Here is a 23,986-nt window from a genome sequence, read left to right on the forward strand (position 1 = left end):
AATCAAGTAACGCTATGACTAACACAGAGGACGCCCGTCCTCTGTGAAAACCCTCATTCCCCTAACCGATACCCCCAACGCTACCACTACAAATATTCCTAAACCAATATCAAACAACCTCACGAAAGATCATTCACATTCATTGAAATATTCCGAGTGTCATTTGGCCATAAAATAAACGCCGAATTACAAAAACAACAGTCACAGGAATGTAGATGAATACTAAACAACTCGAGAGCGCGGTAAATGAGGTGACTTTGTTCAACCAGCATCTGCACTTAATCCAATCAGTCCATACCCTTCCGACACCAAAAGTAAACTGGGAATCTATTGCCATGGAACCCGCGCCGACAATGCCAACAGTTCGCTTCGACCATAAAGTCAAAGCCATGGAAACGCTTGATGAATACAAACCATACTGGCTGGATATGCTGTTGGGTAACAAATCTAAGTTGCACACCCTCACCACGAATATTGAGCGAGCAGCAGAAAAAGACATCGAACAATACAAAACTGAATTTGTACATTGGGTTCAGAACTACAACTACTGGGCAAAAGGCAATCAATTATCGAAAGGCGTTTTAAATAACGATAGCCAAGCAAAGCTGTCTGCCCTTTCTGAAGCTCAGCAGAACCCAATGAACGCCGCAGTGGTCGACACCAAGCTGATAAACCACAACTTTAATACCTACAAGAATGGTCACCTCTTAGAAGTCAACATTCAGGTTAATAAGCACAACGTCATCCCTAGAGAGAAAAAGGTGTTGTGCCAAGGCGAAGTAAAGTTAGAGACCCTATCCCTTTCTGAAAGTAACGCCTTATATCGTGAGTACGTGTGCAGCTGTATTCTTAAATGTGCGCTGGACTCTTTCAATGTCTTACCCGAGACAAGCGTCGTGATCAATGTTGAACAAGTTTCAGCAGAACATTCCAACGAAACTATTCTTTCGTGTCATATCGAAAAAGGATTACTGGAATTCTTATTGATTGAAGATGACAAGCCCTCTGAGATTCTTGAATTCTTTGTACATATTGAAGATTTCAACCCTCATCGAGGCAACGGATTTTCTGCGATTAAACCCATCTTCTCCCCTTTGCCTATCGCGTCGTAACTCACTCGATCTTTCGGTTAAATCATTGACTACTCATCACGACTAACCTTTGGTTGGTCGTGTTACATCACTTTATATACTTAACAATTATGTCGACAAACGCTATTTCAAAAACAACACATCCATTAAGAAAGACCGCTCTATACAAACGATATTGCAACCCGTTACCTTTAGTCGCGATGGTTCTGTCTGTGCAGGTATCCGCTGAAGAAACGGTACTGAAGGAAGAAGCAGCTTCAATTGAAGAACCTGTGCTTACAGAACCACACGAGCTTACAGAAGAGCAAGCCTTCCTAGACGAAGCGATATTGGCAGAAAAGTCGGAATCGGAACAAGAAGACGAGTCGCCTTTTACGACCCTGACTAAGCTCGGATTTATCTACTCACAAAACACAAGCTCATCTTTGTCGATCAACTCTGGAATCTCTGTTGGATACAAAAAAGAGAACTGGGGCCAACGAGTTCAATTTGATACCTACTATACCGATGCTGAAAACGATGAAGACGGCACCAATCGCTATACCACCAACTATGGCATTAGCTATGACCTGAACGAAGTCACCTATTTGGTCGCCACAACACGTTTTGAACACGACCACTTTGGTACTTATCGTAAGCAATTCATAACGGCTACAGGTCTGGGTCGCCACTTTTATGATACTGAAAGAATCAAACTCCAAGGATCTGCCGGTCCGGGTTACCGAATCAGTAAGCGACAGTCTTCTGATGAAGAGTTTCCAAACAAAGAGAACTATGAACTGATCGTCAATGCCAATATTGATGGATCATTAACCCTAACAGAAACGTTTTCTATGGGGGCAACGGCTAACATGGCTTACGGTGAAGAGAATACCAACTACAACCTAAAGGGCTATTTGAAGAACATTCTGATGGGCAATTTGGCACTCACGTTTGATACCGAATACATTTACAATACTACGGTTGCGTCAGACCAAAGTAACGCCGAAATCTACAGCTCAATGAACCTAAACTACGATTTCTAAATAACACTTCCCCCATCGATCATGCAAAAGGATTTGCATGATCGTCTAAGCTTCTCCATTACTCCGTAATTTGTTCATCATTAACTACTCCTGCCGCTTATTTACTTAAGCAGAACCGTTAAGCCACTATTTGATTATATAGAAAAAGTTAATTCTGTTTTGCCCAGTGCCCCGTTTATCTACAAACCTTGGTGTAATAGATTGGTCGCAAGCAAACAAAAGGAGCGAACACATTATGTTATCCAATCAACTAGAGCGCGCACGCGCCATCGATTTACCGACACGAGAAGCGATGCTTCAACGAGCTCCTTCTGTACAACAGTTTTGGGACAACAATAAGGGCTTGTTCAGCGAAGCTTGGAAAGAATGGGAAGCAAGTGCGGAAGGCAGCCAATTGGATTTCGATGATTCGCTGTTGGATGCCCGCCTGCGTGAAGCTGTCAGAGAAGCTTGGCAAAATCCAACGAAAGAAATCGCGGTAAAAGACTTGCTCGAAGAAATCTCTCCTGGAGTATTTAAGTTTCAGTTCTTTGATGCTGAACGTCTCGCCGAGTTGCGTGATTACTTGGAAGCGGTTTCTAACGCTCAAATTCCGCTGCGCCCACCATATGGCATAGTACTTAACCGCGGTGGAGCAATGTTAGACAGCCGTTCTGAAGGTTATTTAGCAGCGCCAAGTTTCCAAGCGTTTTACCGTGATTTGCTCGACAGTTACATGCGCCCTATCGCCCGTTTATTGTTCCCAGAAATCATGGGATACGATACACAAACTTTTGGATTCTCAATTCAGTATCAAGCGAACAAAGATACGTCTTTGCGCCTTCATACTGATGCGTCTTCTGTCACGCTCAACATTAACGTAAATATGCCAGATGAAGAGTTTTCAGGGTCAGAACTTAACTTTTATGACCTTACTACGGGTAAGATGAACCAAACAACATTCACGCCCGGTGTCGCTATGATTCATCGAGGAAACGTCGCACATGCGGCGCTGCCGATAACAAGTGGTGAACGTTCGAACTTGATATTGTGGTTGTATGGCGACCGTGGACAAATACCACACCACAATTCGCTACCAGAGCCTATAGATGCGTATCAACGTTGGACGGTACCAACCGTGGTACATGACAATTTTGTACCGTTCTAGACTGTTTTGTATCGTTCTAGATAGTTTCGTACCGCTCTAAACAGTTTCGCACCGTTCTGGACAGTTTGTACCATGTTAAATGATACAAACTCTCTTAGCCTTTCATGGCAATTGAGAGAATAAATACAAACGCGCCCACCATGGTCATGGTAGGCGCGTTTTAGTTTTCACTTCAATTGATTCGTCAGCCTATATTGCGAGTTAGGCGGATTTCGTTCTCAACCGAGTCAGTATGTCCATCTGTTTTAGATTCGCCATACCAACGTAAGCCACTGGCACTAAGAACAGTGAGAAGAACGTTCCGGCAGTCAAACCTCCGACCAACACCAAACCAATATTGATTCGACCTAATGAACCCGGCCCATCTGCTAATGCCAATGGCAATGAACCAAGGATCATCGTCAGTGAGGTCATCAAGATAGGACGCAGCCTTGAACGTGCACTGCTGATCGCCGCTTCTTTTGCACTCGTGCCAGATTTGCGTTTCTCGTTGGCAAACTCCACCAGCAAAATACCGTGTTTGGTCACTAGGCCAACCAATGTCAGTAGCCCGATCTTCGAATAAATATTGAGACTTTGACCAAATACCGACAGTGTCAAAATCGCACCCACGATACACAATGGCACCGTCAGCAAGATGATCATTGGGTCGACAAAGCTTTCAAACTGCGCGGCCAAGATCAGGAAAATAAAAATCAATGCTAATACGAACAGCACTTGTGCTCCTGCTGTTGAATCAACTAAGTCTTTAACAATTCCATTGAATTCGTAGCTCTGCGCCGGTTTCAATAAGCTTGGAACCGTATCATCAATGTAGGCTTTCACATCACTCGCCGTGTATCCGGGCATCAAATCTGCGGTAATTTCAGCGCTGTCTTTACCCATGAACGTCTTAAAGTTAGATTCCGATGTCACTTGTTTGATTGATACAAACTGAGACAAAGGAAGCCTTTGCCCCGACTGTGAATCCACATACAGCTTATCGAGAACCTTAAAGTCGCCGAGATCCTTTCGGTTAACTTGAACTTGAATGGGGTATGTATAACCGTCATCGGCTTGCAAATCTGCCGCTTTCACAGAACCAAGGAAGGTCGATAACGCGTTGGTTACGTTACTGTAATCAACACCAGACAACACAATCGCATTACGGTCAATCGACAAGTCATAACGTAATTGGTCGCGTAACATCGAATTATTAATGTTGGTCACGCCCTCATAACCCTCAAGCGCCTCAACGACCTCACTTGCGGTTTCAGACAGCACCGAGGTGTCGCGGTTAACCGTCGTCAGCTCAAGGATCATATTGGTCGCTATGCTTAAGTTATCCGCCGAGCGAACCTTGAAAGACATGCCATAAGCAGAGACCGAACTTTTCGCTTTGGCGATAAACTCGTTTACCAGTTCATCAGCTGACTGGTCACGTTCGCCCCATGATTTCAATAAAACGTGATTAGTCGGGGTCCCTTCGATGTAAGACAAGTTTGCCTCTACCGAACGATCACCTTTGAACACACTGTTAAGTTGCTCGTTGTTGTCTAGGTGATACTGACGTCCGACTCCTGTAGGAGGCGTTGAAGTGACCTCAACAAAACCAGTGTCTTCGGTTGGAAGTAGCACTTGAGGCATTGTCCAAACCGCCAAAGCAGATAGAGCAATCAATGCCAAAGCAATACCACTCATCAGTGTTTTACGCTCAAACCATTTGCTAAGCTCCTTGGTGTACAAGTCAGACAGAACATTCAGCTTCGCATCAACTTTTTTGTACCACCTTGCCGGCTTTGTAACTGGCTTAATTAAGTAAGCACACATCATGGGTGAGAGCGTTAGAGCCACAAACCCAGAGATGATCACTGCTGCAGCTAACGTGAAAGCAAATTGTCTAAATAGGTCGGCGGTTAAGCCCGACATCAAACCAATAGGGAGATACACGACCGCTAAAGTCAGCGTCATCGCTATCACAGGAAAGACAATCTCTCGGCACCCTTTGATTGCCGCATTAAAAGGGGTTTCGCCCTCTTCGATATGTCGGTAACAGTTTTCAGCCACAACAATGGCATCATCGACGACCAAACCAATCGCAAGAATGATGGCCAAGATAGTCAGCACGTTGATACTAAACCCGAGCACATGCATAACTGCAAACACACCAATCACACAGACTGGGATCGTGATAATAGGAATAGACGCCACACGAACTGAACCAAGGAACAACACGACAACGGCTGAAACAAGAACAATCGCCTCAACCAAAGTCATGAAACCTTCGTCAATTGCGGTTTTAATGAAATCAGCTTGGTTGTAGACCATCTTCATCTCAATGCCTTCTGGCAACTGAGGCTGAATCACATCTATTTGCTTCTTAACCTTATTGGCAACAGTCACTGGGTTTTCACTTTTCAGTGGCAGTACCTGAATCGACATTGCTAAGTTGTCATCGACTCGAAGAATACTCGGGGTTAAGCTTTCTTCTCCCATTTTAACTTCTGCAATATCGCCGACACGAATGATCTTGCCGTTATCAACACGAATCACCAAATCTCGCACATCATCAACACTTGTCACTTGGTTGACCGGGTTAATAGAGAAATCTCTCACCTGACCTTTGATAGTACCCGCGGTAAATGTCGCGTTGTATGAGCTTAATGTACCAACTACATCCGATGCACTCATGTTAAGCGCCATCATGCGATCGGGTTGAAGCCAAACACGCACCGCCTTTTCACTGCCGCCGTACGGTCCCCAAATACCGCCAACGCCTTGTATATGCTTAAATTGAGGCACAACCTGTTGGCTAATGTAATCGTACATATGTTGCTTCGACATCTTGCCAGTATTGACAAAAGTGATGATGTTACTGGGCATACTGGTGTCAGAAGAGTCATCAGTTACCGTTGGCTTATCCGTCATACTTGGTGGAAAATCGCCAATCGCTTCGACACTGCTGCGCAGGTTGTTCATTAAGCTGGTGTATTCGACGTCATTAATGTCATCTTCAAAGATGATTTTTAGATTACACGTTCCTTCCTGACAGTCGGTCGTCATGGTTTTCACGCTGTCTAAGCCTGTTGCCGCCGTGATCAGTTTATCTGCCACATTGCGCGACATGAACTCAGCGCTCGCGCCATTGATCGCCGCGGTTACAGTCGCCGACGGTGTTTTATGTTCAGGAAAGTATTGGATTGAGAGCTTTTGAAACGACAAAAGCCCAAGCAAAACAATGGTAATACTCAGAACAGACGCAAACACAGGGTGCTTGATACAAATCTCAGGAAGCTTCATTCAGATTCTCCTTTGTTACGGCTTCCTTGCGTTGGGTTTGCTTGCTTAAAGTTTCCTTGCTATGAGTTTCCTTGCTTTGGATTTCGCTCGATGATTGCTCAGCAGCCGCATTAGTTTGCCCACCCTCGCTATTTTCGTTGACCGCTTCGTCTACACCTTTTGTTGCTTCCGTCCAATCAACCGAAGGCTCAACCGGATGTGCTTCATCAATCTGTGTTTCGGTCTTTTCTACCTCGGGCTTAACGGTCTGCTTAGTGACCACTTTGTTTACCGGCTCCGTTATTAGCTCAACCGTTTTCTGCTCCGCATTAGGGTTCATTACCTTAACTAGAGACGCTTTCTTTAGGTTCTGTTGTCCCGTCACTACGACCTGATCACCCAGTTTCAATCCGCTTTCTACAACGACGTACCCATCGTTAGTGTTCACGCCCAATTCAACAATGCGTTGCTCGATTTTTTCGCCATTCACAATCCATACAAAACGTTGTGCATTTTTTGCTTGAACGGAATTTTGGGAAACCACCATTTGAGTCGTGTCTTCGCTCGTCATTTGGCTTACTTTGGCAAACATACCCGGAACTAAGCGATGATCTGGATTGGTCACGTGTGCGTGTACTTCTACGCGACCTGAGCTCTCATCAACCGCGGGGGCAATGTAATCCACCACACCAGAAAACGCTTCATCGACAAAAGCATCAACTTGGATAGAGACATTCTGTCCAAGTTTTGCGTTGCCCAAGTCCGACTGGCCAATGGAATACTGAACTTCGACAGGATCGAGTTTAATCAAACTCACCAACGCGGTTGCGCCATCAATTTTACTGCCCACTGAGTGGGTAAAGTTGGTTAATTGCCCATCAAATGGCGCAACCAATAAATAGTCATTCATTAGCGCTTCTTTCTGACGGAAATCAGCCGCAGCTAAATTCGCCTGCTCTCCCAGTTCTTCCACATCTTGTTGAGACATAGAGTCGGGCTGTTTCTTTAGTAATTCTTGTACTCGCTTTAATTTCGACTTTGCTAGCGCTAGAGAGCTTCTTGCTTTGTCTAGATCGGCTTTCGCTTTGGTATTGTCCAATTGAGCGATCAACTCGCCTTTTTTAACTGAATCTCCATCTTTGAAATGGATATTGAGAATTTTGTCGGAGGCACTGAATGTCAATGCAGCAGAATCCGTTGCCCTGATTTTGCCAACCTCGTTGATTGAAGATGTGAATGCTTGTTTGTGCGCTTTTTCGATAGTCACAGGAATCAAGTTTGAGTCTTGGGCAAACGATGGAGAGATATGTAAGGCAAACAGTGCCAAACAGATTGTTTTACTAAGCTTTGTAAATTTCATTTTTAATAACCATAACCGTTGAATTCGTCTGAATTAAAACGTTTTTCTAAGCAGCTATTTCTTACTTAATGAGCTTCCAGCTATTTAAATAATGCTAAAACAGCTAATAATGAGAAAAGGGCTCAACTCACTGTCGAGCCCTGCAATTTTTATATGATTCCTAAATTTTTACGTTCTGAACTCCAAAGTAAAAGTTAAAAACGATGTTGATATTGAACACCAAGCAAGAGAGCATCGGCAGTCACATCAGCAGTTATATTGGAACTCGTTCCTGGAATCGTCGTCAGGTTTTCGTCAATATCTTGTGATTCTCCGATGATAAATCCGACTCCAACGTCCACAGAACTGGCATCGGTGAAGTTATATGTCCCTCCGACCGTAAGCCAGTGACGGTTAACATCAGGAATAGAGAGCGATGTGAGTTCGTCAGTCGGGGAAATGTCGTACATGTAGCCCGCTCGTAGAACGATGTCTTTTGACATGGTGTATGTACCACCGACAGAAACATGTCCTGCATCTTTCCATTGATACTCTTTAATTGAGTCGTCATAAGAGTCAGACGTTAATGAATCAAACTCAGACCAATTCACCCACTGCAGGCTGTAGTGAAAAGCCCACTGTTCGTTGAGCTGGTGCCAACCGGAAAACTCTAGAGTGTCTGGTAGAGGTACGTTCATCTTGTCGGCAGGGACACCGCCTTTGGTAATGTCACCTTCCACTTCGATATCTGGGCTGTAACGGTAACTAATACCGAACTTGTTATGTTCGTTGACTTGGTAAGTCGCACCAACATTTGCACCCAGACCGAAACCGTCTGCATCTACATTTAACAAGTTTTGACGGTATATCTCACCCTCACCGTAGATAACATCTAGCCCTGCGCCCAAATTGATTTTTTCAGATAACTCGTAAGCCACAGCGAAACCAACATTGATACTGGAAAGCGCTGTTTTCCCTCCGAACTCATCCGCTTCGAACGACTCGTCAAACTCAACATCAGTACCGAAATTGGAATGAACTGTTGCGCCCAAGGTAAATTTCGAATCTTGAATTGGGTGAACATAATGAATGTTTGGGACTAGTGTCCCTGCGTCCAATGATTGGTCATCTAACATTTCAGTATCACCAATCATTGGTGTGTAGCTAACACTCGACACATCAATACCACTATCGATATAGATAGCGCCGACAGAGAGTGTTGGTTGCTTTATGTAAGCCATCGCAGCGCTGTTCTTAGCCACAATTGCCGCACTATCGGCCATAACAGCATCACCCGCGAATGCACGGCCTAAACCCGTTGCTGATTGTGCGTTAAGTTGGAATCCTGCGGCGTTTGTTAAACATGGAATGAGAGCAGCTGCGGTGCCCAATATGAGTTTATTCTTCATCTTGAGGCACCTCTGTTTCGATATGGTCTTCGTTATTAATGACAACAAGCGAACCGTCAGTCATCACCATCGAAGCAACAGCTAATTGTTGGGTTGTCACGGCTTCACGTACATCTGACATATTTTCGCCAGGCATACCCGGTAGGCCATTTTCATCAACGGGGCCTTCATAAGGAAACAAATACGTACCGTGTCCACCGGTTGTCGTTCTTATGACTCCACCGAGTTCGATCTGATCACGCTTTGTACCCGTTATAGGGTCTAAACCAAGGGCCGTAATTAAGGGCTCAGTGCCAGTTCGAATATTATCTGGCGCGGTATTAGGAATTACGCTATCAGGAACGTAATCAACGCCAACGTCACAGGTTTCGCCGCAATCTCCAACTGCAGCTAATAAAAGAGTCGGTTGCTCAGCCTGAACTTGACGAGAGATGAAGCTAGCAGGATCAGCACTATCAATTGTTGCTTGGACCCCTTGTTTAAGGTCGGTAACAACCAAATCGAAGATGTCATTCTCTAGCTGACTGACAAGTAGCGCATTATCGGACGAAAGTTCAACAAACTCTCTAAGTGCTTCAATACATTGTTGATTCGTTGCTTCTGCTGTACATGTATCTGGTATGACAGTTTCAGCAATACCGCGCTGAACATCTGGAGACTTCTTAACACCTTCAGACATTTCAGGTCCTAGGGTTTGAGAGGACAGAACCAAGTTGGTTAACCCCTGCCCCGGAACAACAAAGTTCACCGTATTAAATGCAAAATCAGAGTTGGTATGGAAATCAGGACTTACCTGACTAAATTCACTGACCATCACCGACATGATTCCGCCTAGGGATTGTCCAATTAAATGAACATCATCTTTTTTCACCCAGCGCTCTTGGTTCAACGCGTAACGAAGCCCCAAAAAGTCAGACACTGATTGCTGTAGGTTAGAGCGCAGTGCTAAAGGCGAATCTATGTTGATGAAAAACGCTTTGTTTGCTCTCGCGCTGATTTCCACGTGTTCCGGACTTGAGTCATAACGCATTCGCTCCCCGTGATATGGCATATCGATCGCAACAACGGCATAGCCTTTTTTCGTATATTCCGCAGCCATCAAAGAAGCAGTACCACGCTCTGCTGTAACACCATGAATAAAAATAGCTGTAGGTAACTGACTACTTTTATCCCATCCATTAGGAACATAAATATCTGCAGTTATATCTAACTCTTCGGTTATCTTCGGGGTTGGTTCTCTTTCTGTAGGAAAACCACCGTCGGTGTTTGTAATCCATTCGTAAAGTGGCGGGCAATTCTCCTTCGGTTCAAATTCATCAATGATACACTCTGATTCTCTCGCTTTAGTAAAAGGTAAATAGGAAGGAATTTTAAGTTGTTTGGTATATAGATCGTAATCTTTCTTCCGTTCTGTAATCGGATTTAACTGACCAGTAAAAGCGCTTCCAAATGCCTCATGGTTGTATTTCATCGCATCCAATGGAGAATAAGCACTCTGAGTTTTAAATTGTGCTGCATATACAGGAATACCCTTATCTGGATATAACGCATAATATGAATCAATAGCGCTTAATACTTGCTCTTGAAGAACTTCTTCTTTTTCGCTATTTAATGGCGCGTCTGAATAAATCAAATCATCAAAGCTGGCATCTGCTTTTAAATGTTCATTAAATTCAGTTTTTACCCCATCCGTTACTACAATCGAATAAGTACGACTCTCAGCTAAGCCTGATTCACATTGAATTTTAATATTGGAACCATCAGCTGATATTTGAGTGACAACTTCCTCACCTGTTAGGTCATCAATTAATACAACATTCCCGGCTAAGGTTTCGTTATTGAGTGGATAACGCTTATCAGAATTAACACTTTGTAGTGGAATTAAAATCGGTTCTGCACAAAGTCCCCAGCCGTCTAGGGCTGCGTATGAATTATTGTAGTCCTGATAATAAGCATCATTGGTCGATGACATTGCGGCAACGTCTTCACCGACTCCCGATATTGTTCCATCGTCGTCATACCCATAACCATCATTCGGTTTTGGTAATTCATTAATGTTGTAGGGAACCAATACCGAAACGGCATCTTGAGTCGAGTCTTCAGACTGACAGCCGAGTAAGGCAAGCGTAATTAGTCCACATATATATGGCTTATTGAAATCTTTCAAAACAGCTCCTTCGTAGCTTTCGCATTTAACTGGTGTGGTCATGCGATTTATCGTTATTTGAGTTGCCGATTGAGTCGGAGGTAAGCTCGACTTTTATTCGTAGAGAGCAAGGCAACACAGAGTTGGAATGACACGTTGATAAAACTACGTAAGAAATTTGAGCAGTTAACCCACACCCACTAAATCAGCGTCACCCGTTAATGATCCAATAGCTACTAACGGCAAGCACCTGAAACCGCATTAAACAACCTCAAAAAGGTATATAAGGAAATCTAATTAGGTTAATAATCAACATAAATTCAGTTACTTAAATATCAAAGACGATGAAATCAGTAAGTTTATGTTTGTTGTAAGATTTGTTATATTTAGGTTAGAACGCTTATAACAATGAGAACCCAGATGTCTGCTGAATTTATTATCAATGATGATATACAGGTCAATTTAGAAGAGAGTGAAATCCATCACTTTAAGACGGGCCGTACCTACCCAATAGGTTCTAATGAATCAGAGCTGCTTAAGTTTTTTATCTCGAGACCCAATGAGGTGATCACTCGCCAAGTTCTGATTGAACAAGTGTGGGTGTCTAAAGGTATCTACGTTGAAGATGGCAGCCTAATGCAGACCATCTCGATTTGCCGAAAAGCGTTAGAAGATAAGAGCGGGATGATCATCGTCACTGAGCGCGGTAAAGGCTACCGATTTGCAGGACAAGTGACACAAGACAAAGAACGCGCGCTGAGTAAAATTCAATCGCAACCCAAACAAGAAACGAAACAACCTGAAGACAACACGGCGACAGATAGCATAGCGACAGAAAATTCAACAACCGAGAAAACGGCCGCTACGAAAAAAACAAACAGTGTATTAGCACTGATTGCATTATTTGTAGTGACTGCGGGTTTATCCCATTATTTGTTTTCTTATTTAGATAGAAATAGCCTAGGCGAAGATCTCGTGGGTCAGCATTTTATCTCTTGTAAAATCGAATCCGACGAATTCACTTTTAACGAGTTATTCAACGTGACGCTTTATGAATATAAGGGACGAAAAATCATCATCGATAATTCAGGAAAATCTCTGAGCTTTCCAGCAGGATTTAAAGGAGTGACTTGTGAATAACAAAACGAATACAGCAATTTTTGTGGTACTGCTTGGCGTATTAGTCGGCTGGCTTTCTACTTTTATTCCTAAATCACACCTTGAAGGGCATTATTTAGCAAATACAGCATCGATTATTAACCCGTCTAATAATATGATTCATAACCAGTCTTCTATTAACATCGAATTTAAGAAGAATGACAGTTATGACCTATTATACGTGTCGACCAAGCAAGTCGGTTTTACGTCATCAGGATCTTACTCTGTCACTCAACACGACATCTCACTGGATGAGAACCAACACCAGCAAATCATCCCGAATCGCGAGTTGTCGTTTTACGAAAAAGTCATGATAAGTGAAGGTTCTACACTATCGTCTGACGCCATGCCTTACATTCCATTGAATAGAGAAGAGTTTTTACTGGTGACGCGTTATGGGATGATTCATTTTTGTAAGAAGGTAGTCTGCTCTGAGCTGTCAACGTATTCAAATGACATTCCTGACGTTGATATGAACTAAACTCGCTCGGCTATTTTTAAGCTTAATTATATTTAGTGCCAGCTTGTGTTTTAACGCTTACTTAGGCAAATAAGTAGGCGTTAAACGTAAGTAAGCGTCAAAGCTAACTAAGCATCAAAGCTAAGATTCTCACCTCTTTACTCCGATAAATACCCACTTCGTTACACATTCCCTTCCAAAGTACAAAAAACACTCACGGTTTATAAAACAACGCATCCATATGCAACTAGAACAACCAAAAGTGATCCAAGTTATATTCTAACGAGCCACAAAATTTGTTTATTAACATCTAAACAACAGTAGTTAATCACGATTTACAACCACAATTAACATCGAAAAAAATGTTTGTCTTAGATCATATCAACCTCAACTATGCCTCGTGCCACAGTGCAGTTTTCTGTACATTCATTGTCATATTCTGAAACACTTTCTTATATTTTTTAAACTTTGTGGAGATTTCTATGTTAGAGCTCTTGATCGGATTAGTGATTACCATCGCTGTTGGTTACTTTATTGTTAAAGGCTATAAAGCAGCAGGCGTATTACTAACTGCTGGCCTTGCCCTACTTCTTATTACTGGCCTTATTGGTCACACAGTCTTACCAGCTAAGGTCGCTTCTACAGGTAACATGGTTACCGACTCACTAGAATTCGTTAAGTACATGCTTCAGTATCGTGGCGGCGGCCTAGGCATGCAAATCATGCTTTTGTGTGGTTTTGCTTCTTACATGACGCACATTGGCGCAAACAACGTAGTAGTCAAACAGTTCTCTAAACCGCTTGCTGCTATTAAGTCTCCTTATGTACTGTTAGTTGCGGCATACATTGTGGCTTGTTTGATGTCACTTGCAGTAAGTTCTGCGACTGGCTTAGGTGTGCTACTTATGGCAACCCTATTCCCAATGATGACCGCAATGGGTATTTCTCGTCCTGCGGCGGTTGCGGTTTGTGCTTCACCTGCAGCGATCATTCTTTCACCAACGTCTGGTGATGTTGTTATTGCAGCTGAAAAATCAGGAATGTCTCTTGATGTGTTTGCCGTTCAAACGGTACTACCTGTTTCTATCTGTGCAATCATCGTGATGGCTGCGGCCGCTTTCTTCTGGAACAAGTATCTGGATAAGAAAGAAAACACACCAATGGAAAAAGTAGACGTTTCAGACATTGAAACAACAGCACCCGCTTTTTACGCTGCGCTGCCATTCCTACCAATCATCGGTGTTTTCCTGTTTAACGGTCGTACTATTCCAGGCCTTTCACTTGATATCTACACCATCGTCGTCGGTTCTATCTTTGTGGGCGCGATCATCGATTACGTTGTGAAAAAGTTCGACGGTGAGAAAACATTAGAAGATCTAGACTCTTGCTACCAAGGCATGGCAGAAGCATTCAAAGGCGTGGTAATGCTGTTGGTTGCAGCGGGCGTATTTGCTCAAGGCCTAATGTCTATCGGTGCAATTGATAACCTAATCGGCCTTGCTGAATCAGCTGGCGCTGGCGGCATCGCGTTAATGCTTATCCTTACGGGTCTAACGGTTGCTGCTGCTATCGCGACAGGTTCTGGTAACGCACCTTTCTATGCTTTCGTAGAACTTGCACCATCACTTGCGGCTAAAATGGGTTTGAACCCTGCGTTCCTAATCATCCCAATGCTTCAAGCATCGAACCTAGGTCGTACCATCTCGCCAGTCTCTGGTGTAATTGTAGCGACATCTGGCATGGGTAAAATCAGCCCGTTTGAAGTCGTTAAACGTACTTCCGTACCAGTAATCTGTGGTCTTATCACGGTTATCTTCGGTACGCTTGTTCTAGTACCAATGGCAGCTTAATTCTCAGTAAAATAGACATGATAATTCAGATATAAAATGCTTAAACAAAAGGCGCTGAACTTAATAAGTTCAGCGCCTTTTTAGTGTCTCTATTTGCTTATATGAGTCCCACGCTCAGATTTCAAGAAAAGCTATCGCAATTTAAATTGAGCATCATGACTATGCATCATCATTAAGCATCGAAATTAAGCAGTATGGCTTGAAATAGTTTCATTTCAAAGGAACAAGCCCTACTTCATGTCACCATAGCGTTCTAGATACAAAACCGTTGCAGCAGTACGAGAAGGAACTTGTAGCTTTTTAAGCAAGCTTTTCATATGTACCTTAACTGTCGATTCAGAAATAAACAGATGGTCAGCGATTTGCTTGTTGCGGTAACCTTTTGCGACTTCTTGAAGGATCTGCATTTCACGTTCAGTCAATTGGTCAAAAATGTCATTGCGGCTGTCTGCGTCGTTCAAGTAACGAGAAACAACACTGCTGTAGGCTTTGTCACCGCTATGTGCTTGCTTGAGCAATTCAATTAATTCATCAGGTTCAGTGTCTTTTAACAAGTAGCCATCAGCACCCGCTTTAACAATTGCTTCGATGTCTGCAGGGCTATCCGAAACAGTTAAAATGACAATGTTAGCGCTTGAACCATCAGTACGAAGAGCCTTTAAGGTATCGAGCCCAGACATGCCTTTCATATTAAGATCCAGTAGGATCAAGTCAGGCTCTTCTTCATGCGCCAGAGCGACCGCTTCAGTGCCGTTGCTTGCTTCTGCAATCACTTCGAATTCATCTTCAAAGCTCAGTAATTGGCTTATACCTCTGCGCATCAATGGATGATCGTCAACCAGCATTACTTTACAAATCGTCAACTTTAACTTCCTTCAAACTTTTATATTTTAATATGACTGTACAGCCTTTACCTTGCGCCGTTTCAATCGTTAGTTCGCCATTCAGTCTTGCCGCACGCTCCTGCATAATGCTCATCCCGTAATGGTTCATCTTCGAACTATTTGGGTCAAAGCCATCTCCATTGTCTTTAATCACGACGAGTACTTCACCGTCTTCATCGATACAGCATACATCTATCAAATCGGCATTGGCGTGTTTTATGGCGTTTATTGTTGCTTCACGAATCAATTGAAGCAAATGAACCTGGCTATGAGCATCAAGTTCAATGGATGAAAGATTATTATTTAGATTGATCTTTGCATCCGTTCTTTCACTGAGTTGTTCGAGCATTGTACTCAAAGCGTCTCCAAAGTTACCCTCTTTTATCGTTAATCTAAACGTAGTGAGTAACTCTCTTAATTGAGTATAGGCATCGGCTAAACCGTTGCCGATTTCTAATGCGATTTGTTCGGACTGTTCTCGGTGCTTATGTTCGGGTAGTTTACCAATAACACGCTTCAATAGCGTCACTTGGATTTTTAAATACGAGAGTGATTGAGCTAAAGAGTCGTGCAGTTCGCGTGCGATCGTCGCGCGTTCTTCCATGATGATCAGCTGTTCTGCTTTTTTCTGAGCACGATTATAATAAATTGCTCTCGATAACAGTTGAATAAAGCTTTCAATAAGTACCTTTGTTGTGTGCCCATGGTGATATGAGCAATAGAGGTAACCTAAAATGAGTTCATTATCATCAAGCTTCATTTCAAACTTTTCATAGTCTTGACTCGAGTCGTAACCCTCATCCAAAATCAATGAACGACCTGAATTATCGACAATCTCTAGCCTTAACGATTCAATGCCTTCAAGGCTAACTAAATGCTGCAGAATCGCCCTAAAATTTTCTGGAGCGATACGTGTAACCGTCAATTCTTGTGAGGAATAATAGAGCGCCTGCAATGATTGATTTGCGTTTTGCAGCTCTATTGTTTTCGCGTCAACAACATCTTCGAGGTTACGATAAAGAACCCCCAAGTCCTTAGCCATGGAGTTAAAGGTTTTAGTCAAAATACCCAATTCGTTATTATTCGTGACCTTTAATTGCACCTCAAAATCACTGTTTTTGATCCTCTGACTTGCTCGAACTAACGCATGTAAAGGTTTAACAACTTGCTTACGGACAAAATGAACAACAAAAAGAGATATGACTAAGATACCACCCAGACCAAATCCGCCAGCCCAAGCCAATTTTATCAGTTTATATTCTGAGTACTCTTGTAACTTGAAAACGAAACCATCAATTTCAGCGACGAAGTTTTCAACCAAAACTAAATAGTGCTTTCGGTCTTCGCTATTTAATACACGCTTAAGTTCATGCCAACGACCAATAATCAAATAGTAGTCTTCCGTTATGTCCGTAGGAACATCCCAACTGACTAATTCGGCCATTGAAGGCGAATATAAAGACTTTTCAAATTCATGGATGTGAGAATCGTAATCAACTGATTCTATTTGAATATCATGCGCTAAACGGTAACTCTGCATTCGCATAGAACCTGCCACGTTAACTGCTTCTGCGTCGTTGAGACTAGACGCCAATGTGAAGATTGCAAAACCAGTGGTAGCAACCGAAAGAAGCAATATAAATAGCAATGATTTCGCTATTGTACTTGTTACAGATGAAACCGGTTTAATAAGCAAAAGCAATGTCCTAGATAAAGGTAAGTGGCTAGCGAGAACCTATTGTCACACATCAAAAAACAGAGCTCCATTCAATATGTGACCAAACGCTTCGTAATTTATTGATCTAAGACAATATAGGATCCTATTTAGCCCTTAAGGGGTATTTATACAAATATTTCTAAAACTACACTACTTGTGAGGATAAATGACAAGATATTAACAAAACAATGATCTACAATTACAACATCTTAGCAACATCAGTAGGCAATTAGTGGTAGACCTATCGAGACGCCGCCTATTTTCTAGGCGAAAAGTAGATTCAAGCCAACTCCGATTGCCTTGGATTAAAAGCCTAGAAAGCTTCGCAGATGACTGTACACGTTGTGGCAAATGCATCGAAAGTTGCGAAACGCACATCATCATTGTTGGCGACGGTGGTTTTCCTACTGTCGACTTTTCTATAGACGAATGCACGTTTTGTTATCAATGTGCTGACGTTTGTCCTGAACCAATTTTCAAACCCAAGGAAGAGACGCCTTGGTTAGCTAAAGCAAACATCTCTGATAAGTGCTTAGCGCAACAAAACGTTGAATGCCGAAGCTGTGGTGACTTGTGTGAACCTATGGCAATTCAATTTCAACTTAGAGCAGGCAGTGTTGCTCTACCAAAAATCGAGTCAGATAAGTGTAGTGGTTGTGGCGCTTGCGTAGCAGTTTGCCCTACTTCAGCTATTCTTGTGAGTAATGCATAAAACAAAAATAACGAGAGCAATTTATGGCACTAAATGAAGTGCATATATCAAGTTTAGTCGTGCATGTGAGCCCAGAACACCTGAACGAAATCAAAGCTGAAATCGAGAAATACGATAATGCAGAGATTTACGGAGACAGTCCTGAAGGCAAAATCATCGTGGTCCTAGAAACCGAAAACCAAGGTTTTGTAACGGACACCATCGAAGCAATAAATAACATTAAGAACGTTTTAGGGACAGCTTTGGTTTACCACCAAATCGAAACTGAACTCGACGAAACGGATTTAGAAACTGGAAGCAACAATTCTCAACTTGAGGGTGAAGTATGAAAATGACAAGACGCGCGTTTGTGAAAGCAAACGCAGCTGCATCAGCGGCAGCCGTTGCAGGCGTATCACTACCAGCAACAGCAACCAACCTGATTGCTAGCTCTGATCAAACAAAAATCACGTGGGATAAAGCGCCTTGTCGTTTTTGTGGTACGGGCTGTTCAGTACTAGTAGGTACTCAAAACGGCAAAGTGGTTGCGACTCAAGGCGACCCAGAAGCACCTGTAAACAAAGGCCTTAACTGTATTAAAGGCTACTTCCTTTCAAAAATCATGTACGGCAAAGATCGTCTTGAAACTCCTCTTCTTCGTATGAAAGACGGTGAGTTCCATAAAGATGGTGATTTCACACCAGTATCTTGGGACACAGCTTTCGACGTAATGGCTGAGAAATGGAAAGCGGCTCTGAAAAAGAACGGTCCAACAGGTGTTGGTATGTTCGGCTCAGGTCAGTGGACAGTAATGGAAGGCTACGCAGCTGTTAAGTTGATGAAAGCGGGTTTCCGTTCAAACAACATCGATCCAAACGCTCGTCACTGTATGGCTTCAGCGGTAGGCGCATTCATGCGTACTTTCGGTATCGATGAGCCAATGGGTTGTTACGATGACTTTGAACACGCAGACGCATTTGTACTGTGGGGTTCAAACATGGCAGAAATGCACCCAGTATTATGGACTCGTATTACAGACCGTCGTCTAAGCCACCCACACGTTAAAGTAAACGTACTGTCTACTTACTACCACCGTTCTTTTGAGCTTGCAGACACGGGTTACATCTTTGAACCTCAATCAGATCTTGCGATTGCTAACTTCATTGCAAACTACATCATCCAAAACGATGCTGTAAACTGGGACTTCGTGAATAAGCACACGAACTTCAAGCAAGCAACGACAGACATCGGTTACGGTCTTCGTGATGACGATCCTCTACAGCAAGCAGCAGCAAACCCTAACTCAGGTGCAATGACTGCAATCACTTTTGAAGAGTACAAAGCTTCTGTTGCTGAATACTCCGTTGAGAAAGCATCTGAAATGTCAGGTGTCTCTCAAGATGATCTGATCAAACTTGCGAAGCAATATGCAGATCCAAACATCAAAGTAATGTCACTTTGGACTATGGGTATGAACCAACATACTCGTGGCGTTTGGATGAACAGCCTTGTGTACAACATCCACCTTCTAACAGGTAAGATTTCTACTCCAGGTAATAGCCCATTCTCACTTACTGGCCAACCATCTGCGTGTGGTACAGCTCGTGAAGTTGGTACGTTCTCTCACCGTCTTCCTGCAGATATGGTTGTTGCTAACCCTAAACACCGTAAGATTTCTGAAGAAATCTGGAAGCTTCCAGAAGGTACTATCCCAGCTAAGCCTGGTGCTCATGCTGTTGTTCAAGACCGTATGCTTAAAGACGGCAAGATCAATGCGTACTGGATAATGTGTAACAACAACATGCAAGCTGGTCCAAACATCAACACTGAACGTCTTCCAGGTTACCGTAACCCAGACAACTTCATTGTATGTTCTGACCCGTACCCAACAGCAACAGCTCAAGCTTCTGACCTTATCCTTCCAACAGCAATGTGGATCGAGAAAGAAGGTGCTTACGGTAACGCAGAACGTCGTACACAAGCATGGTACCAACAAGTTAAAACGGTTGGTGATGCGAAGTCTGACCTGTGGCAAATCATGGAGTTCTCTAAACGCTTCACTGTTGAAGAAGTTTGGGGCGAAGAGCTTCTTGCTAAAGCACCTGAGTACCGCGGTAAAACAATGTACGACGTGCTTTACAAAAACGGCAACGTTGACGCATTCCCATTGTCTGAAGCTCAAGAGCTTAACGACGATGCACAAGCTCAAGGTTTCTACGTACAAAAAGGTCTATTCGAAGAATACGCAACCTTTGGTCGCGGCCATGGTCACGATTTAGCACCATACGATACTTACCACAAAGTACGCGGTCTACGCTGGCCTGTTGTTGATGGTAAAGAAACACTATGGCGCTTTAAAGAAGGTTCAGATCCATACGCTAAGAAAGGTTCTGACTGGGACTTCTACGGCAAGCCAGACGGTAAAGCACTGATCATCAACGCGCCATACGAAGCGCCACCAGAAGTACCAAATGATGAGTACGACATGTGGTTATGTACAGGTCGTGTTCTTGAGCATTGGCATACAGGTACTATGACTCGTCGTGTACCAGAACTTTACAAAGCAGTACCGGATGCACTTTGTTACATCCACCCTGCAGATGCAAAATCTCGCGGCCTTCGCCGTGGTGATGAAGTTCTTATCGAAAACAAACGTGGTGAAGTTCGAGTCCGTGTTGAAACTCGTGGCCGTAACCGTCCGCCACAAGGCTTGGTATTCGTACCATTCTTTGATGCAAGAATTCTGATCAACAAGTTGATCTTGGATGCAACCGATCCGCTGTCTAAACAGACGGATTACAAGAAGTGTCCAGTTAAGATCACTAAGGTTTCTTAAGCGGAAATTGCTTTAGAACCTAGATACAAGATCTAACGTATTTAATATTGCGACTACTTTTCTCATCACTTTTTGAAAGAAGTAGTCCACTCAAAGAATTAGCCTTTAGGCGGAGAAATTAACCATGAAAAAACTGATTACTGCCCTACTATCAGCTGGTCTTTTGCTAGCTGGTGCAGTTCAAGCTCAAGCTGAACTGGATAACCCAGGCGGCATTGGTGGCGTAGAATCTCTACGTGGTGCAAGTGAACTTGAAGCTACTCGCGCAGCAGATGACTTCAAAAAGTTCCCTCGTGACCAAGTACTTGAGAGCGACTACGTATACCAACCACCTCTAGTGCCTCATACTATTCGTAGCTATGAAGTTTCTCTTAACGCTAACAAGTGTCTTTCTTGCCACAGCTGGAAAAACGCAAAAGAAATGGGTGCGACTAAAGTGAGTGTAACTCACTACATGAACCGTGAAGATGCGGTACTTGCAGACGTATCACCTCGTCGTTATTTCTGTCTACAGTGTCACGTACCTCAAGCTAATGCTAAGCCACTAGTTGAGAACGAGTTCAAACCTGTAGATTCACTGCGTTAATCGTAGCCAGACGGTAAGAGAGGCTATATATGATAAAATTACTTAAAGCGTTTTGGAAAAGACTCGCGACACCAAGTAAGGCAGCGGTAGGCGTTGTACTTTTCTTGGGGTTTGCAGGCGGTCTTTTATTCTGGGGTGCATTCAACACAGGTATGCAAGCAACCAATACGGAAGAGTTCTGTTCTGGTTGTCACGCTCCTATTGTTGCTGAAATCCAAGAAACAATTCACTACTCTAACCGCTCAGGCGTTCGTGCTATCTGTTCAGATTGTCACGTACCTCACGAGTGGACAGATAAAATTGTTCGTAAGGTTCAGGCATCTAAAGAGTTGTACGCGCACTTTATTGCGAAAACCATTAATACTGAAGAGAAGTTTAAAGCACGTCGCGCTCACCTTGCTGAACGTGAGTGGAAGCGCATGAAAGGCAATGACTCACTTGAGTGTCGTAACTGTCACCAGTTTGATTACATGGACTTCTCAGAACAGAGCCCTCGTAGTGCGAAACAACACTCAACTGCGCTAGCTTCTGGTGAAAAAACGTGTGTAGATTGCCACAAAGGTATCGCACATAAACTACCAGACATGCACGGCGTTGAAGGCTGGCAATAAGGAGCGATTGAATGAGTACTTTAGAAAGCGTAATTTGGCACATCCTAGGTTACAGTGCTATGCCAGTTATCATTCTTGGTGGCTTTGCAGGTGTTGCAGCCGTATCTCTTTGGCTTTTATCTATGACTAAAGACAAAGAAATCGATTAGAAATCGAAATTTCGTCAACTTTCACCAGTTATTTTTGAGATGAGTTGATACTAGAAAGCCACTGAATTCAGTGGCTTTTTTATTGTCTAAAAATCTTCGGCAAGCCCTTTACCACCCAAACACTAGCATTATTCTGACGCAGTTAAACAACTCTATTCTCCCCATATAATCACTCCCAAGCAGTAACCGGACTTTCATTTCACCTCCAATTTACTCGCTGTTAGGTATATCTAAAGATAAATACCTTAGAGTAAGACAGCATGAACACACACCGCCCCCTATCCGCGTTATTACTACTGGGTAGTCTGACCTATCTCACGGGTTGCGCTTCTCTATCACCAACGTCACAAACCCGTTTGAACAATACAACCCAGATTCCGGAGCAATGGGAAAGCTCTCAACGATACGTCAACACGACAATGTCGACACAATTGCTCTCGCTGTTCAACAATCAAGCTCTCGCCGATCTGGTTCAAGAAGCCCTCACCAATAACCACGACCTACATAAAACTGCACTTCGCTTGAAGCAAGCTGAACTATTAGCGGCGCAAAGTGGTCAATACCTTCAACCTTCTTTAAATACAGACTTTCAAGCCTCTAGACAAAAAACAAGTCAGATTCAGAACAGTCACAAACTGTCTTTGAATTTAAGTTGGGAGTTTGATGTTTGGGGACGCTTAGCTGACACAGCAAGCGCAGCTAACGCGAAACAACAGGCAACGCAACTTGACTATGTTTACGCACAAAACTCTCTCGCGGCTCGCGTAATAAAGGCTTGGCTTGATATCGCTTACAGAGCAAGAGTGATAGGGGTCGAGCAACGCTGGCTACAAAGTCTTTCAAACACAGAAAATATTGTACTAGAACAAGTGCTCGATGGGTTTAAAGAACAAGCAGACCTCGACACCGCTCGCGCTGCAACATCCAGAGTAAGAGCGAGTTTAGCGGCTAAAGAACAAGATCAACTTATCGCAATCAGAGGCCTTAATACCTTACGAGGTAAGAGCGACACCCAGCTTAACCAAATGATTTTCACGATCCCAGAAGTTGAAGCTCCGCCATTACGCCTTCCCGGAGAAATGATTGGATCACGTCCTGACCTCCTTGCCGCTTATCAGCAAGTGCTCGCCGCCGACAAAAGCGCGGCAGTTGCTTACAAAGATCTACTGCCTAAATTCACGCTGTCTGCCTCTGTTTATCGTAGCGGCTCAACACCAAACCAGCTTATCGATAATCCTTCCCTGTGGAATCTCGTTGGGGGGATCAGCGCACCTCTTCTTGACCAATCATCACTACAAACCCAAGCAAAAATAGCTCAGCTTCAAGCAGAAGAGAGCTTTGTTGATTACCAAAAGAAACTATTGGTTGCCATCAATGAGGTAGGAAATGCACTAGACAAAGAGTTCTACCTCAAACAACAAGAACAGCATTATCGAGATGCTTTTACATTCTCCAAGGCTAGTATGAAAAACTATCAAAACCTTTACCAGGAAGGAGCCAGTGACGTTTTGGCACTGCTTATCGCCCAACAATCTATTTACCAATCTAAAATCCAGTTGCTTAATACTCAGCGTACTCGGCTCTCAAACAGAATTACCTTAGGGTTAGCATTAGGAATGGGGGTTTAAA

Annotated in this window: 19 protein-coding genes; 13 read left to right on the forward strand and 6 right to left on the reverse strand. The window is 43.3% G+C overall.

The window, feature by feature from the left end; genetic code table 11:
- Nucleotides 1-215 precede the first annotated feature (215 nt).
- From L3V36_RS07975 to L3V36_RS07985, 3 genes are all read left to right on the forward strand, one after another.
- Nucleotides 216-1,112, forward strand: a complete 897-nt coding sequence (locus L3V36_RS07975; protein WP_102447734.1) for a hypothetical protein — start codon at nt 216-218, stop codon at nt 1,110-1,112.
- 179 nt (nt 1,113-1,291) lie between these two features.
- Nucleotides 1,292-2,116 carry a DUF481 domain-containing protein gene (locus L3V36_RS07980; RefSeq protein ID WP_208775351.1) on the forward strand — a complete coding sequence of 275 codons (825 nt, stop codon included), beginning with the start codon at nt 1,292-1,294 and terminating at the stop codon, nt 2,114-2,116.
- Between the two features lie 235 nt (nt 2,117-2,351).
- Nucleotides 2,352-3,263 (forward strand): 2OG-Fe(II) oxygenase, encoded by a 912-nt coding sequence (locus tag L3V36_RS07985; RefSeq protein WP_208775338.1) that lies wholly within the window; start codon nt 2,352-2,354, stop codon nt 3,261-3,263.
- A gap of 201 nt (nt 3,264-3,464) precedes the next feature.
- Here the strand turns inward: L3V36_RS07985 and L3V36_RS07990 are convergent, their stop codons facing one another.
- From L3V36_RS07990 to L3V36_RS08005, 4 genes are all read right to left on the reverse strand, one after another.
- Complete coding sequence (locus L3V36_RS07990; protein WP_208775336.1) at nt 3,465-6,542, reverse strand: efflux RND transporter permease subunit; 3,078 nt, start codon at nt 6,540-6,542, stop codon at nt 3,465-3,467.
- On the reverse strand, nt 6,529-7,881 hold the full coding sequence (locus tag L3V36_RS07995; protein WP_102447738.1) for an efflux RND transporter periplasmic adaptor subunit: 1,353 nt from the start codon (nt 7,879-7,881) through the stop codon (nt 6,529-6,531). The genes L3V36_RS07990 and L3V36_RS07995 overlap by 14 nt, the downstream gene beginning before the upstream one ends.
- 194 nt (nt 7,882-8,075) lie before the next feature.
- Nucleotides 8,076-9,269: an outer membrane protein transport protein gene (locus L3V36_RS08000; RefSeq protein ID WP_102447739.1), complete on the reverse strand. Its 1,194-nt coding sequence runs from the start codon at nt 9,267-9,269 to the stop codon at nt 8,076-8,078.
- Nucleotides 9,259-11,478: an alpha/beta hydrolase-fold protein gene (locus tag L3V36_RS08005; RefSeq protein WP_102447740.1), complete on the reverse strand. Its 2,220-nt coding sequence runs from the start codon at nt 11,476-11,478 to the stop codon at nt 9,259-9,261. The genes L3V36_RS08000 and L3V36_RS08005 overlap by 11 nt, the downstream gene beginning before the upstream one ends.
- Nucleotides 11,479-11,835: 357 nt before the next feature.
- Here L3V36_RS08005 and L3V36_RS08010 point away from each other — a divergent pair, with 357 nt between their 5' ends.
- From L3V36_RS08010 to dcuC, 3 genes are all read left to right on the forward strand, one after another.
- Nucleotides 11,836-12,555 carry a winged helix-turn-helix domain-containing protein gene (locus tag L3V36_RS08010; RefSeq protein WP_102441294.1) on the forward strand — a complete coding sequence of 240 codons (720 nt, stop codon included), beginning with the start codon at nt 11,836-11,838 and terminating at the stop codon, nt 12,553-12,555.
- Nucleotides 12,548-13,054, forward strand: coding sequence for a hypothetical protein (locus tag L3V36_RS08015; protein ID WP_004731312.1), 507 nt, complete (start codon nt 12,548-12,550; stop codon nt 13,052-13,054). The genes L3V36_RS08010 and L3V36_RS08015 overlap by 8 nt, the downstream gene beginning before the upstream one ends.
- 461 nt (nt 13,055-13,515) lie before the next feature.
- A complete protein-coding gene (gene dcuC, locus L3V36_RS08020; RefSeq protein WP_016785306.1) occupies nt 13,516-14,883 on the forward strand; it encodes an anaerobic C4-dicarboxylate transporter DcuC in 1,368 nt (455 codons plus the stop codon).
- Between the two features lie 230 nt (nt 14,884-15,113).
- Here dcuC and L3V36_RS08025 read toward each other — a convergent pair whose 3' ends face one another.
- Together L3V36_RS08025 and narQ are read right to left on the reverse strand one after the other, a co-directional pair.
- Nucleotides 15,114-15,746, reverse strand: coding sequence for a response regulator (locus L3V36_RS08025; RefSeq protein WP_017076057.1), 633 nt, complete (start codon nt 15,744-15,746; stop codon nt 15,114-15,116).
- Nucleotides 15,733-17,463 carry a nitrate/nitrite two-component system sensor histidine kinase NarQ gene (gene narQ / locus L3V36_RS08030; protein ID WP_102447741.1) on the reverse strand — a complete coding sequence of 577 codons (1,731 nt, stop codon included), beginning with the start codon at nt 17,461-17,463 and terminating at the stop codon, nt 15,733-15,735. The genes L3V36_RS08025 and narQ overlap by 14 nt, the downstream gene beginning before the upstream one ends.
- A 253-nt stretch (nt 17,464-17,716) precedes the next feature.
- On the opposite strand from narQ, the gene napF reads away from it, so the two are divergent.
- The 7 genes from napF (at nt 17,717) to L3V36_RS08065 (ending at nt 23,985) form a co-directional block, all read left to right on the forward strand.
- Nucleotides 17,717-18,196: a ferredoxin-type protein NapF gene (gene napF / locus L3V36_RS08035; RefSeq protein ID WP_102447742.1), complete on the forward strand. Its 480-nt coding sequence runs from the start codon at nt 17,717-17,719 to the stop codon at nt 18,194-18,196.
- Nucleotides 18,197-18,219: 23 nt separating this feature from the next.
- On the forward strand, nt 18,220-18,525 hold the full coding sequence (locus tag L3V36_RS08040) for a chaperone NapD (RefSeq protein WP_017076060.1): 306 nt from the start codon (nt 18,220-18,222) through the stop codon (nt 18,523-18,525).
- Nucleotides 18,522-21,011, forward strand: coding sequence for a periplasmic nitrate reductase subunit alpha (napA, locus tag L3V36_RS08045; protein WP_208775334.1), 2,490 nt, complete (start codon nt 18,522-18,524; stop codon nt 21,009-21,011). The genes L3V36_RS08040 and napA overlap by 4 nt, the downstream gene beginning before the upstream one ends.
- A 124-nt stretch (nt 21,012-21,135) precedes the next feature.
- Nucleotides 21,136-21,597, forward strand: a complete 462-nt coding sequence (locus L3V36_RS08050; RefSeq protein WP_004731324.1) for a nitrate reductase cytochrome c-type subunit — start codon at nt 21,136-21,138, stop codon at nt 21,595-21,597.
- 29 nt (nt 21,598-21,626) lie between these two features.
- Nucleotides 21,627-22,208, forward strand: coding sequence for a NapC/NirT family cytochrome c (locus L3V36_RS08055; protein ID WP_004731326.1), 582 nt, complete (start codon nt 21,627-21,629; stop codon nt 22,206-22,208).
- 11 nt (nt 22,209-22,219) lie between these two features.
- Entirely contained in the window at nt 22,220-22,357 is a 138-nt protein-coding gene (locus tag L3V36_RS08060) for a TIGR02808 family protein (RefSeq protein WP_004731329.1), read from the forward strand.
- A 419-nt stretch (nt 22,358-22,776) separates the two neighbouring features.
- Nucleotides 22,777-23,985 (forward strand): TolC family protein, encoded by a 1,209-nt coding sequence (locus L3V36_RS08065; protein WP_208775349.1) that lies wholly within the window; start codon nt 22,777-22,779, stop codon nt 23,983-23,985.
- Nucleotide 23,986 lies beyond the last annotated feature (1 nt).

It is taken from the genome of Vibrio sp. G-C-1 (genome assembly GCF_021728015.1).
Lineage (GTDB): Bacteria > Pseudomonadota > Gammaproteobacteria > Enterobacterales > Vibrionaceae > Vibrio > Vibrio splendidus.

Coding starts and splice junctions, on each gene's coding strand:
- L3V36_RS07975 (WP_102447734.1), top strand. CDS start 216: ATGAATACTAAACAACTCGAGAGCGCGGTAAATGAGGTGACTTTGTTC.
- L3V36_RS07980 (WP_208775351.1), top strand. CDS start 1,292: ATGGTTCTGTCTGTGCAGGTATCCGCTGAAGAAACGGTACTGAAGGAA.
- L3V36_RS07985 (WP_208775338.1), top strand. CDS start 2,352: ATGTTATCCAATCAACTAGAGCGCGCACGCGCCATCGATTTACCGACA.
- L3V36_RS07990 (WP_208775336.1), bottom strand. CDS start 6,542: ATGAAGCTTCCTGAGATTTGTATCAAGCACCCTGTGTTTGCGTCTGTT.
- L3V36_RS07995 (WP_102447738.1), bottom strand. CDS start 7,881: ATGAAATTTACAAAGCTTAGTAAAACAATCTGTTTGGCACTGTTTGCC.
- L3V36_RS08000 (WP_102447739.1), bottom strand. CDS start 9,269: ATGAAGAATAAACTCATATTGGGCACCGCAGCTGCTCTCATTCCATGT.
- L3V36_RS08005 (WP_102447740.1), bottom strand. CDS start 11,478: ATGACCACACCAGTTAAATGCGAAAGCTACGAAGGAGCTGTTTTGAAA.
- L3V36_RS08010 (WP_102441294.1), top strand. CDS start 11,836: ATGTCTGCTGAATTTATTATCAATGATGATATACAGGTCAATTTAGAA.
- dcuC (WP_016785306.1), top strand. CDS start 13,516: ATGTTAGAGCTCTTGATCGGATTAGTGATTACCATCGCTGTTGGTTAC.
- L3V36_RS08040 (WP_017076060.1), top strand. CDS start 18,220: ATGGCACTAAATGAAGTGCATATATCAAGTTTAGTCGTGCATGTGAGC.
- napA (WP_208775334.1), top strand. CDS start 18,522: ATGAAAATGACAAGACGCGCGTTTGTGAAAGCAAACGCAGCTGCATCA.
- L3V36_RS08050 (WP_004731324.1), top strand. CDS start 21,136: ATGAAAAAACTGATTACTGCCCTACTATCAGCTGGTCTTTTGCTAGCT.
- L3V36_RS08055 (WP_004731326.1), top strand. CDS start 21,627: ATGATAAAATTACTTAAAGCGTTTTGGAAAAGACTCGCGACACCAAGT.
- L3V36_RS08060 (WP_004731329.1), top strand. CDS start 22,220: ATGAGTACTTTAGAAAGCGTAATTTGGCACATCCTAGGTTACAGTGCT.
- L3V36_RS08065 (WP_208775349.1), top strand. CDS start 22,777: ATGTCGACACAATTGCTCTCGCTGTTCAACAATCAAGCTCTCGCCGAT.